The 17,743-nt window shown below is 43.0% G+C and carries 15 protein-coding genes and 3 tRNA genes; 6 read left to right on the forward strand and 12 right to left on the reverse strand.

Going from position 1 to position 17,743, the window contains the following annotated elements; genetic code table 11:
* Positions 1-138: 138 nt before the first annotated feature.
* Positions 139-215 (forward strand) — tRNA-Arg (locus EPB74_RS03815).
* A 177-nt stretch (positions 216-392) separates the two neighbouring features.
* A complete protein-coding gene (locus tag EPB74_RS03820) occupies positions 393-1,040 on the forward strand; it encodes an RDD family protein (protein WP_274902860.1) in 648 nt (215 codons plus the stop codon).
* 13 nt (positions 1,041-1,053) lie between these two features.
* Here the strand turns inward: EPB74_RS03820 and EPB74_RS03825 are convergent, their stop codons facing one another.
* The 11 genes from EPB74_RS03825 to EPB74_RS03875 all read right to left on the reverse strand — a co-directional run bounded on the left by EPB74_RS03825 (position 1,054) and on the right by EPB74_RS03875 (position 10,700).
* The gene (locus EPB74_RS03825) at positions 1,054-2,028 is read right to left on the reverse strand and encodes a calcium/sodium antiporter (RefSeq protein ID WP_274902861.1); all 975 of its coding nucleotides are present in this window, start codon (positions 2,026-2,028) and stop codon (positions 1,054-1,056) included.
* A gap of 197 nt (positions 2,029-2,225) precedes the next feature.
* On the reverse strand, positions 2,226-2,606 hold the full coding sequence (panD, locus tag EPB74_RS03830; protein WP_010196068.1) for an aspartate 1-decarboxylase: 381 nt from the start codon (positions 2,604-2,606) through the stop codon (positions 2,226-2,228).
* Positions 2,607-2,719: 113 nt separating this feature from the next.
* Positions 2,720-3,301 (reverse strand): aminoacyl-tRNA hydrolase, encoded by a 582-nt coding sequence (pth, locus tag EPB74_RS03835; protein WP_079690678.1) that lies wholly within the window; start codon positions 3,299-3,301, stop codon positions 2,720-2,722.
* 195 nt (positions 3,302-3,496) lie between these two features.
* Positions 3,497-4,180: a 50S ribosomal protein L25/general stress protein Ctc gene (locus tag EPB74_RS03840; RefSeq protein ID WP_274902873.1), complete on the reverse strand. Its 684-nt coding sequence runs from the start codon at positions 4,178-4,180 to the stop codon at positions 3,497-3,499.
* A 345-nt stretch (positions 4,181-4,525) separates the two neighbouring features.
* Positions 4,526-5,473 (reverse strand): ribose-phosphate pyrophosphokinase, encoded by a 948-nt coding sequence (locus tag EPB74_RS03845; protein WP_079690680.1) that lies wholly within the window; start codon positions 5,471-5,473, stop codon positions 4,526-4,528.
* A 110-nt stretch (positions 5,474-5,583) separates the two neighbouring features.
* Positions 5,584-5,659, reverse strand: a tRNA-Gln gene (locus EPB74_RS03850).
* 243 nt (positions 5,660-5,902) lie between these two features.
* Positions 5,903-5,978 (reverse strand) — tRNA-Gln (locus EPB74_RS03855).
* A 172-nt stretch (positions 5,979-6,150) separates the two neighbouring features.
* The gene (locus EPB74_RS03860; RefSeq protein WP_274902874.1) at positions 6,151-6,729 is read right to left on the reverse strand and encodes a hypothetical protein; all 579 of its coding nucleotides are present in this window, start codon (positions 6,727-6,729) and stop codon (positions 6,151-6,153) included.
* Positions 6,730-6,807: 78 nt separating this feature from the next.
* Entirely contained in the window at positions 6,808-7,776 is a 969-nt protein-coding gene (ispE, locus tag EPB74_RS03865) for a 4-(cytidine 5'-diphospho)-2-C-methyl-D-erythritol kinase (protein ID WP_274902875.1), read from the reverse strand.
* 75 nt (positions 7,777-7,851) lie between these two features.
* Positions 7,852-8,493 carry a lipoprotein insertase outer membrane protein LolB gene (gene lolB / locus EPB74_RS03870; RefSeq protein ID WP_089555694.1) on the reverse strand — a complete coding sequence of 214 codons (642 nt, stop codon included), beginning with the start codon at positions 8,491-8,493 and terminating at the stop codon, positions 7,852-7,854.
* 278 nt (positions 8,494-8,771) lie between these two features.
* Positions 8,772-10,700, reverse strand: coding sequence for a tetratricopeptide repeat protein (locus EPB74_RS03875; RefSeq protein ID WP_274902877.1), 1,929 nt, complete (start codon positions 10,698-10,700; stop codon positions 8,772-8,774).
* A 764-nt stretch (positions 10,701-11,464) separates the two neighbouring features.
* On the opposite strand from EPB74_RS03875, the gene hemA reads away from it, so the two are divergent.
* From hemA to EPB74_RS03895, 4 genes are all read left to right on the forward strand, one after another.
* On the forward strand, positions 11,465-12,880 hold the full coding sequence (hemA, locus tag EPB74_RS03880; RefSeq protein ID WP_274902878.1) for a glutamyl-tRNA reductase: 1,416 nt from the start codon (positions 11,465-11,467) through the stop codon (positions 12,878-12,880).
* A gap of 533 nt (positions 12,881-13,413) precedes the next feature.
* The gene (locus EPB74_RS03885; protein WP_274902879.1) at positions 13,414-14,550 is read left to right on the forward strand and encodes an aminotransferase class V-fold PLP-dependent enzyme; all 1,137 of its coding nucleotides are present in this window, start codon (positions 13,414-13,416) and stop codon (positions 14,548-14,550) included.
* Positions 14,551-14,748: 198 nt separating this feature from the next.
* Positions 14,749-15,186: a YeeE/YedE family protein gene (locus EPB74_RS03890; protein WP_274902881.1), complete on the forward strand. Its 438-nt coding sequence runs from the start codon at positions 14,749-14,751 to the stop codon at positions 15,184-15,186.
* Positions 15,187-15,277: 91 nt separating this feature from the next.
* On the forward strand, positions 15,278-15,697 hold the full coding sequence (locus tag EPB74_RS03895) for a DUF6691 family protein (protein WP_274902883.1): 420 nt from the start codon (positions 15,278-15,280) through the stop codon (positions 15,695-15,697).
* A 118-nt stretch (positions 15,698-15,815) separates the two neighbouring features.
* Here EPB74_RS03895 and EPB74_RS03900 read toward each other — a convergent pair whose 3' ends face one another.
* Complete coding sequence (locus tag EPB74_RS03900) at positions 15,816-17,480, reverse strand: AMP-binding protein (protein ID WP_274902884.1); 1,665 nt, start codon at positions 17,478-17,480, stop codon at positions 15,816-15,818.
* Between the last annotated feature and the right edge of the window lie 263 nt (positions 17,481-17,743).

Consider the following 17,743-nt stretch of genomic DNA (forward strand, 5'->3'; position numbering starts at 1 on the left):
GAACTACTTTAATCGTTAAAATAAATATATTATATTTTAATGATTAAAATGTCTTGACACAGGCAATATAATCTATATAATTACCAACCTAATTTACTACAAAGTTATTTACTGCGTAGTGAATGATGTGTAAAGTACGCGCTTGTAGCTCAGTTGGATAGAGCACTTGGCTACGAACTAAGGGGTCGGGAGTTCGAATCTCTCCAAGCGCACCATTTTACATCATCACTTTTTTACTAAATCAATCGCCTGTCTTATGACAATTTGGCGGTTTTTTTATGTCTGCTGTTTATGATTTTATGGTGTAAACATCAGCGCTGGATAGTATACGATAATGAGCACAATTACGGTACAATAGAGCCATTATTCACTGCTGGCTATGAGCTTGTACCATGTCAAAGAGTCTCCCTAAACGTCCCTCCAAATTTGCTGCTAAAAATAAAGCACATCATACCTCTGAGATTGAGGAACTCGCGATTGCCAAACCAGGTACCCGTATGGCCGCTATTCTTTATGATGGCATGTTAATTTTAGCATTATTGTTCTTGGTTGGTACCGTGCTGACCGTTATTGGTACGCTATTGACCATGAATGCAGGTACAGAATCATCACAAGCCCAGTCGCTGCCAACTTGGTATCAAAACTTTATTATGACGCCGTCTTTTATACTGACGCTGGTCGGTTTTTATGGTTTGTTTTGGCGTCGTGGTGGTCAGACATTGGGTATGCAGACGTGGCGCTTAAAGACGGTCAATAGTAATGGTCAGTTGCTGAGCTGGGGGCAATCATTTAAGCGGATTTTGGCAGCCAGTATGATGCCGATTATATTTGGCATCATTGGTAGTGTTATTGGTGGCTCGCGCGCTATCTTATTAACCAGTGCATTTTTGGGCTTTGTCTTTAACTATGCGTTTTGCCTGTTTAACTCTCGCGGCCTCGCGGTGCAAGACATGTTATCTAATAGCATTACTTTAAAAATGCCAAAAACAGAAAATGATGGGCTATGGCGAGTGATTAGAAACCGCAAGCAAGGCAAATAGCCGCCATTCTAATCTATAGATTAAAAGTTTTTGCCAGTAATATCGTATAACCGATGAAAAATAGTAGCAATATAGAACCCGAAATACGCCCAAGTTGGCGTTTGCTGATAAAAGCCAATACAGAAAGCACAACCAATAACGTGGTAAGCAGCCCCATCGCCAAAACATCGCGTGACAAAATAATTGGGTCAGCTTGAATAGGGGCGATGAGCGCTGCAAGTCCTACTACTCCCAAGGTATTAAAGGTATTAGAGCCAATAATATTGCCCAATGCCATATCATGCTCACCCTTACGGGCCGCTGATAAGCTGGCAACCAATTCAGGCAATGACGTACCAACTGCAACAATCGTTAAACCAATAATCAGTTCGCTCAGCCCCCAATAGGTTGCAAGTTCGACCGCGCCCCAGACGATAGCGCGTGAGCCTAATACCAATATCGACATGCCAATTACTAAGCTTGCCAAACCGCGAGATAAACCAGCGGTTTCAGCTTTGCTATTATCTATCTTGTCTCTATTTTCTGTTGTACTCTTCCCCTCACGCAAACCGACAATTATCTGAAAAGTTAATACCGCTAACAATCCTAGCAATAGCAGGACACCGTCTGTCTGACTGAGTTGCCCATCGCGCAGCTGCCATGCTGCCAGTATGGTAATGACAAGTAACAGCGGCAAGTCGCGTTTGACGATGCTACTGTGAATGATAATGGGGCTGATAAGTGCTGTGATTCCCAATACTAAGGCAATGTTCATGATATTAGAGCCATAGGCGTTCCCTAATGCCAGCTCAGGGCTGCCTTGTAGCGCTGCTAATACAGATACTACCATCTCGGGTGCTGACGTTCCCAAGCCTAAAATGACGACACCGACAAGAAAACTGGGAACGCGTAGATGGTTTGCTAGTGTGGTCGCGCCCTCAATAAAGACATCGGCACTCCAAACCAAAATAGTCAGACCAATCAATACTGCGATGACTGCCAGCCACATCGATAATTTTCCTTATGGATTTAAACGCATCTATGGATATAAAAAAAGCTGAACCTATTTAGATTCAGCTTTTCTATTAAAATTACAGATTTAATAAGCTCGACGTTAACGGTATATACAAATAAGTCAGCTGCTGACAAATATAAAAATACTATTTATAAAAGTAAGCAAATTGAATGCCGGTACGAATAAGGCTATTACGCCACTTGTACAGGGATGATATTCGCCGTGTCTTTAACGGTGTTGTCCTCGTTGCAATAGACCAGTTTTGGCTGATACGTTGAAGCTTCAACTTCATCAAAATGCGCGTAAGCACAGATGATGACGATATCGCCTAAATCAGCCATGTGAGCCGCTGCACCGTTTAAGGAGATAATACCTGAGCCAGCTTCAGCGCGGATAGCGTAGGTGCGAAAGCGCTTGCCATTGGTGACATTATAGATGTCGATAGATTCGTTTTCACGTAGACCGGCAAGGTCTAATAAATCACCGTCAATACCGCATGAACCTTCGTAGTGCAGCTCAGCATGAGTAACACGGGCGCGATGTAATTTGCACTTGAGCATATTAAGTAGCATAGGTTGCTTCCTTAGTGTAACTGATATAAATGAGTCAAATCAAAGTGTTAATGGGGATTGACTTGTTAAAATAAAAGGCTGCTTTTCTTAAATAGCTATTTTATTCAGGCGTTTTAATCAAGCAACTTAAAGCCATTAATTTGCGAACGTGCCTTTTCGACATCACCTTCTAGTAATAGCGGGAGGGCTTCAAAAGCGGCCGTCAATGCGCTATCAATGGCAATTTGCTCATCTGGTGAGGCTTTCGAGAGGACATGTCCACTGACTTTAGATTTGTGACCCGGATGACCAATACCCACACGCAGACGATGAAAATCATTGCCGATATGCGGGGTGATGTCACGCAGACCATTATGACCGCCATGACCACCGTCGGTTTTCAGTTTGATGCTACCAGCTGGAATATCAAGCTCATCATGGGCGATTAATAACTCGTCATTATCAATGCCATAAAAATTAACCATGGGCACAACCGACTGACCCGATTTATTCATAAAGGTCAGCGGCATCAACAGGCGCACATCAGAGCCATGAATTTGCCCGCGTCCTGTCACACCGTGGAATTTTTTGTCGGGGGCGAGGGTAATATTAAACTGCTGAGCCAAATGGTGAACGAACCAAAATCCTGCATTATGGCGCGTAAACATATACTCCTGACCCGGATTACCAAGACCGACAATAAGCTTTATGGCCATAAAAATACCCTGCTTGACTATAATAAATGAGTGGTAAGGTTTGTGATGATGGTGCTATTTATTGAATAGCATGCATCGGATTTCTCAAACCTTACTTACAAAAACAGCAGGAGATATGCATCACCTGCTATTTTTTTGACTAAACAAACCTTGTATTACATAGTAGACGATAGGTCGCTATATAGAGGTTGTTTATTATTTGCCGTCTTTATCTTCAGCTGCACTATCAGTTTGTGCAGTAGCAGGTACTTCAGCTGCATCAACTTCAGTGTCTTCGTCAACTTCTTCAACCGTTGGAGCCTGCATGTTAACGATCGTACGGTCGTGTGCATCTTCCATATCAAGATCAAAGATGATAACGCCTTCAGGTAGTTTGATGTCTGATAGACGGAAAAGATCACCAATTTCCATACCAGATACATCTATTTCTAGATATTCAGGTAGCTGTGATGGTAGGCAAACGATTTCGATCTCAGTTACTAGCGTTGATAGAATACCACTAGCTTTCGTACCAGGCGCTTCTTCACGACCAGTGAAATGTACAGGAATGTTCATGTTGATTTTCTGACCTTTCACAATGCGCTGGAAGTCAGCATGCATTGGGAAACCTTTAGCAGGATGGCGTTGTAGATCTTTGATAACAACTTGATGCTCATCGCCTTTATCGGTCGTGATGGTCAAAATTTGTGAAAAGAAGGCTTCATATTCAAGTGACTTTACTAGCTCGTTGATTTTGATTGAGATAGCCGTTGGCTCTTCACCGCCACCATAAATGATAGCAGGAACTAGGTTCTGCTTACGTAGGCGGCGGCTCGCACCTTTACCTTGTTGTTCAGCAGAGCGGTCAACCGCGTTGATTGCAAAATGATCAATAGCCATGGATATAATCCTATAGAGAGTATGTGAAGTATCTACCAGCAATAATAGACTTGCGACCAGTCTACCACTGGATAATCAATACTTTAGAAAGTATAAATCATGTCGCTAAGTATAATAACACCTAAAATAATAGAGGTTAGCTAATGATGAATACAGGCGCGCATTATACGTGATTCTTTAACAATAATAAAGACCTACGTAAAATGGTCATACAAAACGACCGTGCAAAAAAGCCAAGCAAAACGCTTATATAAATGATAGCGTAAAACCATTAAGTAAAACTATTGAACAAAAAAAGCGCCAAGTATCTACACTTGGCGCTTTATCTTTAATCGACCATAACGCTTAAGCATCAAACATCGCGCTGATAGATTCTTCGTTATTGATACGGCGTAAGCTTTCAGCCAACATCGGCGCAATGCTGACTTGACGAATTTTGCTACAAGCCTTAGCTGCGTCAGATAATGGAATGGTGTCAGTGACGACAATCTCATCCAATGCCGACTCACTAATGTTTTGCAGCGCATTACCTGATAGCACAGGGTGAGTGATATAAGCCACTACGCGGCGTGCGCCGTTTGCTTTGAGTGCTTCAGCAGCTTTACATAGCGTCCCTGCGGTATCGACCATATCATCAACAATCACGCAATCACGGTCACGGACATCACCGATGATATGCATGACTTGTGATTCATTGGCACGGGCACGACGTTTATCAATAATCGCCATGTCGGTATCGCCTAACTGCTTAGCCATGGCGCGTGCACGTACGACGCCGCCGACGTCAGGAGAGACGACCATGATGTTGTCATAATCTTGTTTTTGTAGGTCGTTGAGTAATACAGGGGTGCCGTAGATGTTATCTACTGGGATATCAAAGAAGCCTTGAATCTGATCTGAATGCAAATCAACGGTCATCACGCGATCGATACTGACGATGTTTAGCATATCAGCGACGACTTTAGCCGAGATAGGTACACGAGCTGAGCGTGGACGACGGTCTTGACGCGCATAGCCAAAATAAGGCATGACAGCTGTGATACGACCAGCACTAGAGCGACGCAAAGCGTCAGCCATCATCATGATTTCCATCAAATTGTCGTTGGTCGGTGCACAAGTAGGCTGCATGATAAACACGTCTTTACCGCGTACGTGTTCTTTGATTTCCACGGCAATTTCGCCATCAGAAAAACGCGTGATGTCAGCTTTACCAAGAGGTATATGAAGATGATCGGCTACGGTTTTTGCTAATTCAGGGTGGGCATTACCCGTAAAAATCGCCAAATAAGGCATGACAGAAGTCCTATTGATTGACTCAAGCAGCGACCGCTAAGCAGTGTCAAACTGCTCAAATTCAGAAAAGAGTATGGAAAACTATTGATGACTACTATTACAGTAAAAAATGGCAGGGGTAGCTGGACTCGAACCAACGGATGTCAGGATCAAAACCTGATGCCTTACCAACTTGGCTATACCCCTGTAATGTCTAGGCTGTGTATGTCGATATCTAATCGTAACTTTACTAACAGTCATTCTTAGAATAGCGTCACGACCTGTTCGTTATCTGATAAACGAATAAACCGTCTAAAACATAACTTTTCCCTAACGGTGCTCATTGCGAACTATACCGAAACTGGGATAACATTGTCAATGTCAATACGATAAGCGGCTATCTATAAACTGCTTATAATAAGCACACATCAAACGCTTTGAGCTTAAAAATGGCAGGGGTAGCTGGACTCGAACCAACGGATGTCAGGATCAAAACCTGATGCCTTACCAACTTGGCTATACCCCTATTGAGGCGACCTATTATAAATAAATATTCAGCTTTTGCAAGTCATTTACGGCTTTTAATGGCTTTTATTCGAAACTAATTGAATTAGCGTGAATTGAATAACTACTATTATAGTGAATAGATATTTTTTATTAAGTTTTTGAATCGCAAATTGATGCTATACGAGGTTGATTTAGACTAGAGGATTCACCACTCTACCACTCATAAATACCGCGGGTTCTGTCAAACAAGCTTTATTCTCTGGGTCTTCAACAACAATATCACCTTTTCGTAAGTAGTAATTACCTATACGTTCTTGAATTCTACCACTCGTAACAACTTCCTCACCGAGTTTAACTTTTGTTCCATTTAGAGAAATGACTTGTTCATTCTCAAAAAGAACGACTCTATCTGGATAAAAAATAGGACTAAGATACTCATTGTTATTTTTGACAAAGTATAAGCAGTTATTTTTAATAACATATTTGCCTTTTAAAACAAAATTGATCTCGCGCATTGAAAGAGTAGTTGCATAAGTGAATAGTTCAGCAGGTGAGCTGACTTTAGAGTCTTGCTGAGAAATGGCCATCTTTTGAGAGTCAACTTTCGCTATTATCTCTAGTTTCTGTGGCAAAACTATATTATCAGACAAGCGATTAGAATTAGATTCATCATGAGATTTGGATAGTGATGTACACCCAGTCAAACTTGATGACAGGCAAACAAAAAACGTGGCTGCTATTACACTCTTATTGAGATGTGAATGGTTCATAGTAATACCAACTGACTTTAGAGTTTGAGTAGGGTGCGCTCAGCGCACAGAAAGGGTACGTACCTCTTAAATATGACCCTACAAATTCTTCACCACATATCCTGCACAAGGCGCATCTGTAATCCATTTTGCTAAAAGTGCCTTATCATTAACCACACTCACATCCAATGGTAAAAATACTGCGCTACCAGAGCCGGTCATTCGTGCTATGCCGAGTGCTTGCTTCTCTAACCCTTGTAAATATCGTAATGCTTTATCGACGGCAGGAGCAAGACTGGTTACTACTGGCGTAAAGACATTTTGATAAGGTGAACCCAAATGTTGTACATAATCATTGGACTGATTTTTAATGGTTTCAATCGATAACGGAGCGATATCTCGTTGTAGTTGCGGATGTGCGAAAAGCTTAGCAGTATTGACGTGAGCATTTGGTGTCAGTACCAAATATTGCTGATCTGGTAAATCAATGGCTGTCAGCTCCTCACCAATACCCATCGCAATCGCATCTTGCCCAAAGATAAAGATTGGCACGTCCGCGCCCACTTTAGTACCGATTTTTATTAGTTCATTTTGAGTAAAATTAAGCTGCCAAATCTCATTCAACGTCATCAAAGTCGTCGCGGCATTAGATGAGCCACCGCCTAAGCCTGCGCCCATTGGCAAATGCTTATCTAAAGTCACTTGTACTGACGGCAGTTGATCAGGCAGCTTATTTGAGTCTATGGCAGCTGCCAGTAGGGTGCGAGCCGCTTTAAAAATTAAATTGTCTTCTATACTGCTGGTTATAGCTTCTGCACCATCTAACGTTAGTAGCTGACCACACAGGCTATTAACATTGGCTGCACTATTACCTGTTACGCTATCAATAGTAGCTATTGTTTTATCTGTGACCGAAAAATGCAGATAATCGCCCCAATTAAGCAGCCGAAAGACGGTTTGCAAATCATGATAGCCATCGGCACGTTTACCAGTGATATGCAAAAATAGATTAATTTTTGCCGGTGATAAGCGGCTGATAACTGATGCGATAGCAGCGTTTTTAGTCATAAATGATCGTCACAATTCTCAAGCGAAATTCTCAAATAGCAGTTTTTGTATAGCACTCAAACCTATGTGTCGCTATTATTTTTGATGGTCAATCGTCATGACGACTTTATTGCCTTGCGATTGAACAGCGCTGATTTTGTTCGGTAGCTTATCTGTGCCTTTATAACTAAAGCTCGCTTGCCACTCACCATTTACCGAACTAATTAAACGGTTTTGTGCGTCGAGTTGCGGCGCGCTATCTGAAGGTGCTGGGCGACCAGATACCCAATAAGGCATTTGTGAAATTGGCGCTTGCCAGCCGGTGGCTTTTTTCAGTAGCGTTTCAGGATCATCCGCGGTCAACGTACCAGTTTTTTCGCTAACCAAAGTCGCTGATTGACCGTTGTATTCGATGTTGGTTTTACCAATACCTAGCGCACCGATGAGCTCAATGGCAAAGCGGTCATTCTGTTGGCCCCACGCATAGAATGCACTGCCGCCTTGGGTGCCGGTTGTGTCATTGCCAGGTGTTGTGACGCCAATTTTACCAGTGATATTAAAGCTCTCAAGCTTTTTGGGTTGCTCAGCGTTTTGACCTTGTACGGTGGTAGTAGGCTGGTTGGTCGCATTAGCGGTTTTCATTGATTGGCAGCCAGACGTGATTAGCATCGCTGCCGTCATAGCGGTGAATAGGGCTAACTTATTATGCTTCTTATATGAAGGGGTTAGTACTGACATGATATTTCCTCAAAAATGGACAAATTTGCAAAATTATTGTTTAGAAAATAGGTTAGCTTAAGTGTTATTTGTTACTCGGTTATGCGTGGCTGTTAGCTTCTTATAAGTGGCTTGTAATTATAGGCTTCGATAAATAGCGCTTTGCTGAGATGGTTTTTCCTCGCTTGCTGGGCGCTCCGCACTCTAGAAGCTTCGAAAAACTTATCCCCGCAGCGCTGCATCTCTTTTAAAATCACTCGATTACACTGCAAAACTAGATAGCTTATCCAATATGTACATTAGTATAGTTGTATACGGTCATTGATATTGTGCTGTCCAAATGAGAAGCGCTGTTGCAAGTCGGCCAGTAATATCTCGACTTTTTCATCATCACCTAAGCCTTGATAAGCGCGTAGGAGTAAAGTTCCTGAGCGCAGGGTGGGAAGTACCTCATAAGGTGTTTGTAGGTAGTCGATGACTTGTTGGTACTTTTCATTGGCTAACGCATTGCCTGCCAGCACATTGAGCGCTTGTAGATGCAGCTCATTGTCGTAACGTGGGTCATCGTAGCGAATCTGTATAATAGCGGTTGCCAGCGCCAAACCTTGCTCAGAGCCACGCTCATTGACGAGCAGTAGCTGTGCGTAACTAAGCTGATAGGACGGGTTGGTAGGATCGAGCGTTTGCAAATGATTGAGTAAGGTGCGCTTAACGATATAGTCATCCTTATCATCAAGAAGCTGGGCGCGGGCGAATAGCAACATCTCATTATCAGGGTACTTACGAGCTGCCCGAGTTAATAGACGCAATGCTTCTTCAGGCTCATTTTGCTGCCATAAAATATCGGCTTGTAGCACAAAGCTATCAGGTGCGAACACGGTAAAATCTTTACGCAGCTTTTCTAAAGTGGCGATTGCGGCATCGACATCGTCATTGAGTAAGTCAAATGCCACTACTTTTCTACGAGCTTCTAGTACCAAGTCTTCTTGCATGACGGCATTGAGATAGTATTTGGCTTGCTCAAAGCGCTGCTGGCGCTCGGCACTAATACCAAGATAGTAGTAGGCTTGATCAAGGTAAGCAGTATTTTTGGCCAACATATTAAGTAGCTGGTCGGCACTGTCATACTTTTCAATATCCAAACTGACTAGCGCGGCTAACAAGGTAATCTCAGCATCATCAGCGAAACGCTCGTGGGCGTCTAGTAAGCGTTGCCATGCCTGCTCGCTTTGTTGTAAGTCAAGTAAATAGCGAATCTCGTATAGGTATAAGTTTTTACTGTCAGGATTACGTAGACGTGCTTGGCTGACATACTTAACGACTACCTCCGCCGGTTCGATTTTGCGCAAGATATCGGCTTTTAAGGTAATAAAAGGTACATATTCCGGTTGGTGCTCAAGCGCCCGATTGATATGCACGAGGGCAATCTCAGGCTCATTAAACTGGTAGAGTAAACCGGCTTTTAATACTGACAGCGAGGCGTTTTGTTCGCTGGCGATAGGCTGTAAGGCTGCGAGTAATTCGCGCCTGTCCTCATCGGAGTTTGGATAAATGCCGATAAGAATTTCACTGAGGTCGGCGCGAGGATCATAGTTTAAGATACGATTTAGGGTCTCACCCGCCAACTCATAATCGTGCGCCCGCAATGCCAAATGAGCGACATAAAGCCAAGCGGGCACGTGATCTGGGTTTTGGTCTTGCCATGTTTTGGCAAATTGTAATGAATCTTCAACGTTTTCATAACGTAACGATAAGCTTAGCGCCCGCTCAAACACCGCTGTCGCGTCTTGTTTAAAAGACTGCTGTTTATAAATAGTAACGGCTCTTTCGGTATCATCGCGATCTGCTGAAAACTCTGCATCTAAAAGCGCATATAAGCTTGGTTCGCTAAAATCAGCTGGCGCTTCGCTGGGTGGCAAACGATTTACATCTGTCACACTCTCATTTACCTGAGTTTGAGTATCAAGCGTTTTATTATTAAACATTTTACTAGAGGCGCTATCAGTGACAGCTGTATCATTGGCGATGACTGATGAGATTTCGGATAATTTTATGTTTGATGATGCGCTTACATTGTTGGAATGGTTGGAATGGTTGGAATGGTTGGCATGAGCAGGTAATCCTAGGCACAAACAAATGGCCAGCGATAAAGCTAGCTTATAACGTTGGCATAGACGCTCAATAACGGCGTGCAGTAAAGCTCGGAGGCTGGATTGAGCGTTATGCATAGGTTGCTGTCTAAATAATGACCCAAAAAAAACCATAGCTAGCAGTGTCTACCTATTATTTACCCATGAAATTGTCTGCATCATAAAAAGGCAATTTAATTACAATCGCTTTAAAATCAGATGTCTGTGATGAATATTTATATCGAACATTATAAGAGTAGATTGAGGATATAAACAAGAGCGCCCGTGTTACTTAAATATTAGCAATCGAGGAAGTTTTTTACCAGTAAATCGCTATTTCGGGTGGGTCTATTTTGTTTTAAGCTGACTATATAAACAACATAAGTAACCATTTCAATTTTGAGCTGATGCTAGCAGTTGATTCAATTTAAAAAGAATATAGTGCTGCTGGGATAAATTCTGCGAAGCCTCTGGAGTGCGAAGCGCACAGCAAGCGAGGAAAATTTATCCCAGCATAACGCTATTTTTAACGTACCTCTTTTATATTGAACTGATGCTAGCAGTTGATTTGTCACTGGTGCGCCCAAATACAGACAAATAGCTGCCTTGTATAGGCGAGTGTTAAATAAAGCTGGCAATAATGATATAATGAGCGCTTTTTAGCATGTTACTGTGAAGAATTTCTGTTAAAGGCTATTTTTCAAAGACATTTATCAAGAGCTGTCTTTTAAAAATGGTGTCTTACAAAGCTAAAAACGATGTCTCCAAAAAACGATGTCTTCAAAGCTGCTTTTTAATATTTTTAAAAAAGCGCTGAGAGCGTTTGGCTGGCAGATAAACGTTATATTTATGGTCTATCAATAATGAGATTAGTGGTCATCGGGGTCAATCATAAAACCGCACCAGTCGCTCTACGAGAGCGCTTGGCACTTGTGGGTGAGGATGTGAATATCGCGCTCAAGCAGCTACAAGGCTTTACTGACGGTAGCGTGATTGTCTCCACCTGTAACCGTACTGAGATTTATGCACTAGTACCACAAAACTTAGTACCAGAAAACGCTGTAGCACAAGACTCAATCCCACAAAACTCAACCTCACAAGTTACAGAGAGTACAGCGGAGGTTGGTTCAGAGAATACACTGAGCAGCAACGCCAATCTTTCTTCTGCTACCATCAGCGCTCATATCTTAAAAATAAAAACGTGGCTTGCTGACTTTAAGCAGTTACCACTGAGCGAGATTGACTCTTATTTGTATGTCCATCGTGATACTCACGCCTTAACGCATTGGCTTAGAGTCGCTGCAGGGCTTGATTCTATGATACTGGGTGAGCCGCAGATACTTGGTCAAATCAAGCGTTCTGTACATCTTGCGCACGATCAAAAAGCACTTAGTAATCAGCTTGGTTGGATTGTCGATCAAGTGTATGCCGCTGCTAAGCGTGTGCGTAATGAAACCCAAGTCGGCGCACAAGCGGTATCGCTTAGCTATGCTGCTGCTAAACTGGTGACGCAAATCTTTGATGATTTGCCCAGTCGAACTTTATTGGTGGTTGCTGCCGGTGAGATGAATCGCTTGGTGGCGACTCATATCGCTGGCCTTGGAGTAGGGCGCGTTATAATTTGTAACCGTAATCCTGAACGTGCAGAAGCCTTAGCTGCTGAGCTACGTAATCCTAACCGCCGCGTGGATGTGAGGCCTCTGCAAGAGCTACCGCAATTACTGGCAGAAGCGGATATTGTGAGCAGCTGTAGCGGTAGTATGGATATCTTAATTGATAAAACCATGACCTTACGGGCGTTAAAAAGTCGTCGCTATCAGCCGATGTTGATGATTGATTTAGCCGTACCGCGTGATATTGACTCGACGATTAGCCGGATAGATGATGTCTATCTCTATTCTGTTGATGATCTACAACACGTGATTGCGGGAAATATCGAACAACGACGGCAAGCGGCAGTAGATGCTGAGCTATTAGTCAGCCAATTGGTCGTTGAGATGGATCGGCGTTTTCAAGTGCGCCAAGTGGGTAAGGATATTCAGCACTACCGTGCACGTACTCAGGATCAGGTAGAAAAACTACTGCATGAGTCCATTGCTAAGCTTCAGCAGGATAATACCAGTCCTGAAGATATTATCACCGAGCTATCACGCCGCCTGACGCAAACGTTGACCCATGCGCCATCGAAGCTGATGCGTAAAGCGGCTCGCGAAGGAGATAATGAATTGCTCGACTTTGTGGTATCAGGGCTACAGGACGCCCATCGTGGTCGCCGATAGTCGGCTGCTATTTATCGATAAACCTCATCGACAAACTATAAATTATACAAGTGTTATCCTAACGCAAACATGCGTTGTCAAGCTGCATTATCAGTGCTAATATCAAGCTGTTATGACTATATTAAGCGATGATGATTGATTGGTTAATTGATAATGGTTATTGGAATATGCTGGCGGTATTCGTTAAACGTGCTAGCGCCTTTATGTTATTTTAACCGCCGTTCCACTCATCAATTGTCAACGACCATTATTATCAGCCTACCACCGCGTAGCAACGATAATGGTGCGCATATCATATGCGGTTTTGCTTAAAATTTAATAACATCAACGACGTAAAAGATACCACCATCAACGGCAATAGCACTAGGATAAAGCGCTATATCGTCAACCCTGCGTCAAACTCTTAATACATACTCAATATTAATACCCAGTTAATACTATCTATATTGGTATTTGGCTAAAACAGTGTTTTTTTTGCTATAACCAATACTTAAAAATAATTAAATTGTCTAACAACAAACAAGGAATGTCCTATGCCTGCATTACGTCAAGATATCGATCCAAACGGCTTATTAGAATACTCAGTGGTTTATACCGACCGCGCCCTTAATCACATGTCAAAAGCCTTTCAAGAGGTGATGAATGACTTATTGAGCAACCTAAAAACGGTTTATAACGCTGAAGCAGCGGTCATTATCCCAGGGTCTGGTACTTATGGTATGGAAGCGGTCGCCCGCCAATTGACCATTGATGAAGACTGCCTCATCATCCGTAATGGCTGGTTTAGCTATCGTTGGACGCAAATCTTGGAAAAAGGCAAATTTGCCAAATCGTCTACGGTATTAACGGCTGAGCGTGAAGATGATGGCGATGCACCAAAACCATTTGCGCCAGTTGATATTGAAACTGCGGTTGCCAAAATTAAAGAAGACAAACCAGCTGTCGTTTATGCGCCACACGTCGAAACGTCATCTGGCATCATCTTGACAGAAGACTATATCAAAGCGTTGAGCGAAGCAGTACATAGCGTTGGTGGTTTATTAGTCATCGACTGTATCGCCTCAGGTTGTGTATGGCTCGATATGAAAGACTTGGGCATTGACGTCCTTATTAGTGCGCCGCAAAAAGGCTGGAGCAGCACGCCATGTGCAGGTCTTGTCATGCTCAGCGACGCTGCCATCAAAAAAGTAGAGAACACTGAATCTAACTGCTTCAGTCTTGATTTAAAACAGTGGCTAACTGTGATGCGTGCGTATGAAAACGGCGGTCATGCTTATCATGCGACTATGCCAACCGATAGCTTGCGTCAATTCCGCGATACCATTCTAGAAGCGAAAGAAATCGGCTTTGATAAATTGTGTGATGCACAATGGGAACTCGGAAACCGTATCCGTAAAGTACTGGCAAATAAAGGTATTGAAAGCGTCGCTGCTAAAGGTTTCGAAGCGCCAGGCGTTGTCGTGTCTTATACTGAGCGTGATGATATGCATAAAGGCAGTGCCTTCGCTGAAGCGGGCATGCAAATCGCTGCTGGTGTACCACTAAATGTCGGTGAGCCGGATAATTTTAAAACCTTCCGCTTAGGTTTATTTGGTTTAGATAAACTGACTGACGTTGACGGTGCAGTAGCGCGTTTTGAAAAAGCACTTGACGAAGTGCTAGCGAAATAATTTGAGTCGCTGACTCGTTGACTCGTTTATTAACCAATACCTTTATTTAGCAGTCAGCAATCAAATAAAGAGATACTGAGCCCTGTATACGCAAGGTTCAGTATTTTTTTACCTTTTTATTATATTTTATAATATAATGTATTTATATAAAACGAATTTTAAATTGGTTTTATATAAAAATAAGCTTAGGTAAACATTATGAGTATACAAATAGACTGGCAAGCATTTACGCCAATTTCCTTAGTGGGTGGAATGATGCTGGGCGTGGCGACTGTTATCCTGCTATTAGGTATTGGTCGTATCGCTGGTATTAGTGGCATTTTTTCAAGCTTGTTAAAACCCAAAAGTGTAGAGATGTGGCAAATACTATTTATACTAGGGCTTGTTGTTTCGCCAGTGCTCTATAGTCTGATAAGACCGTTACCTGATATAGAAATCAGCACCTCTTTGCCATTATTGGTTGGTGCAGGATTGCTCGTTGGTTTTGGTACGCGCCTAGGTTCGGGCTGTACCAGTGGGCATGGTATCTGCGGTAATGCGCGCCTATCGCCACGCTCGATGGCGGCGACAGTGACCTTTATGTTCTTTGGTATTGTGACGGTTTATATTGGTCGGCAGGTTTTGGGCTTGATTTAACCATGGCGTCGCGCATGGCTAAGAGTGCTAAGACAGCGTTGGATACTATTTATAAAAGCTTGGATTAACAAATGACGTGCGAGAAATAATAATGCTAAAAAATATAATTGGATTGCTGGCAGGTTTACTCTTTGGCTTTGGACTGCTGATATCGGGTATGACCGATCCTGTCAAAGTACAAGGATTTTTAGATGTGTTTGGTGCTTGGGATATTTCACTTGCACTGGTGATGGGCGGCGGCTTAATGGTGGCAATTGTGGGTGTACAATTGGCTAAGCGCCAACAGACCAGCTGGATTGGGTCATTAATTGAGATGCCAAGCAAAACCACCATCAACAAAAAACTTCTTATCGGCGCGATGCTATTTGGTATTGGTTGGGGTTTGGTGGGTATTTGCCCTGGTCCTGGTATTGTATTGCTAGGAACAGGTCAATGGCAGGCTTATGTCTTTATCCCAGCGATGATAGTGGGTATGCTAATCTATCAATGGCTTGAGCCTAAGCTTGGCTGATAAATAATGAGTTTAAAGTTTTAAGTACACAAAAAAGGTCAGCCTAAGTTTGTTAGTCTGACCTTTTTTGTGCTTAATCACTAATATCTGAGAAACGTATTAGTGATTAACCGATGAGTTATTTTGTGCTTGTCGTTACTTTTGGCGTTTCATGGGCCAGTGATTTGGCGGCTTGCCGTAGTTCAAACTTCTGCACTTTACCTGTGCTGGTTTTCGGTATTTCAGCAAAGATAATATATTTAGGCACTTTAAAGCCTGCTAAATGCTGCTTGCAATGCTCCATCACATGATCACGCTGCAAGGTGCTACCAGCATAAATCTCGATAAAGGCAACCGGTACTTCACCCCATTTATCATGCGGTGCGGCAACGACAGCACAGCTTTGAATTTCTGGCATTTTATATAGGACGTTTTCGACTTCAATACTGGAGATGTTTTCACCACCTGAAATGATAATATCTTTGAGCCTATCCATGATTTTAATATAGCCATCAGGGTATTTAACGCCCAAATCACCCGTGCGGAACCAGCCATCAGCAAAGGCAGCTTCGGTTGCTTTACGGCTTTTTAGATAGCCTTTCATGACCATATTGCCACGCAGTGCCAGCTCGCCCATTTCCTCGCCATCGGCAGCAACCGGTTCAGTCGTACCTTGCTTAAACACATCAAACCCTGTCATGAGATGGGAGGTAACGCCTTGGCGTGACTTTTTCTGGGCGCGGGTGGTAACATCGAGCTCATTCCATTCTTCTTGCTCCGCACAGACAGTGACCGGTCCATAGACTTCGGTAAGTCCATAGACGTGGGAGATATGAAAGCCCATCTCCTCCATCGCAGCGAGCATCGTTTCAGAGGGCGGCGCACCAGCAACCCAGCCTTTGACTTCGTGGGTGATAGCCTCTTTATATTCAGGTTTGCCGCTGGCAATCATATTGTGTACCACAGGCGCTGAGCAATAATGGCTGACTTTATACTTCGCAATCACCTGCAAAATCAAATCAGCATTTATCTGCCGCAAACAGACGTTGACGCCCGCGCGTTCTGCAATCGTCCATGGAAAGCACCAGCCATTACAATGAAATAATGGTAGCGTCCATAGATACATCGGATGCTTGGGCATGTCCCAGTCTAAAATGTTAGAGATGGCATTGAGCGTCGCACCGCGATGATGGTAGACCACGCCTTTGGGCTTGCCGGTCGTGCCAGAAGTATAATTGAGGGCAATGGCGTCCCATTCGTCTAAAGGTTTTTCCCAATTGTCCAAACTGTCGGAGCTAGCAATAAGTTCGTCATAAGTCATTTGCCCAAAACGCTCGGTATCGACGGCAGCATCGGTTGCATGAATGACGATTAAGTTGGGAAAGGTTTCATTGATAATCTCAGCATGCTCAGCAAATTCGCTGTCTAAAATTAAAACTTTGGCTTCTGAATGTTGCAAGCAAAAGGTGAGGGCGTTGATATCGAGACGGGTATTCAAGGTACAGATTACGCCGCCTGACATCGGCACCCCAAAAGCACACTCGACCATAGCTGGGGTGTTCGGCAGCATGACTGCAACGGTATCATTTTTATCAATGCCCAATTTACGCAAGCCGTCCGCCAGTTGTCGACAACGATCGTAAGTTTGTTGCCAGCTTTGGGTCAGATTATTATGCTCTAGGTCGTCATAGATGATGGCAGTCTTATGAGGATAAACTTGCGCGCTGCGAATGATAAAATCAATAGGAGTAAGCGGTTGATGATTGGCAGCATTTTTGCCAAGACCGGTGTGAAAGTCAGTCATTAAGATAGTCCTTTATCGTCATTCTGGTATTCGATAACACCATGTTTTATCGAAACTACTGTATCAGTAACTGATTATTATAAACAGTCATAAGCAAAAATTGGGCAGATTTTGTGGCGTTTATTTAACCAAGTAATATAAAGCAATGCCGTCAATAGATGTTATTAATCGTTAGGATGAACATAGTGTTCACTCATCAGTCGCTTGTCTGCATAGCTGACGATAATAGCGGTGTGTTACGATAGCGATAATGTTAAATCCCG

The sequence above is a fragment of the Psychrobacter sp. DAB_AL62B genome, assembly GCF_028895345.1.
Taxonomy (GTDB): Bacteria; Pseudomonadota; Gammaproteobacteria; order Pseudomonadales; family Moraxellaceae; genus Psychrobacter.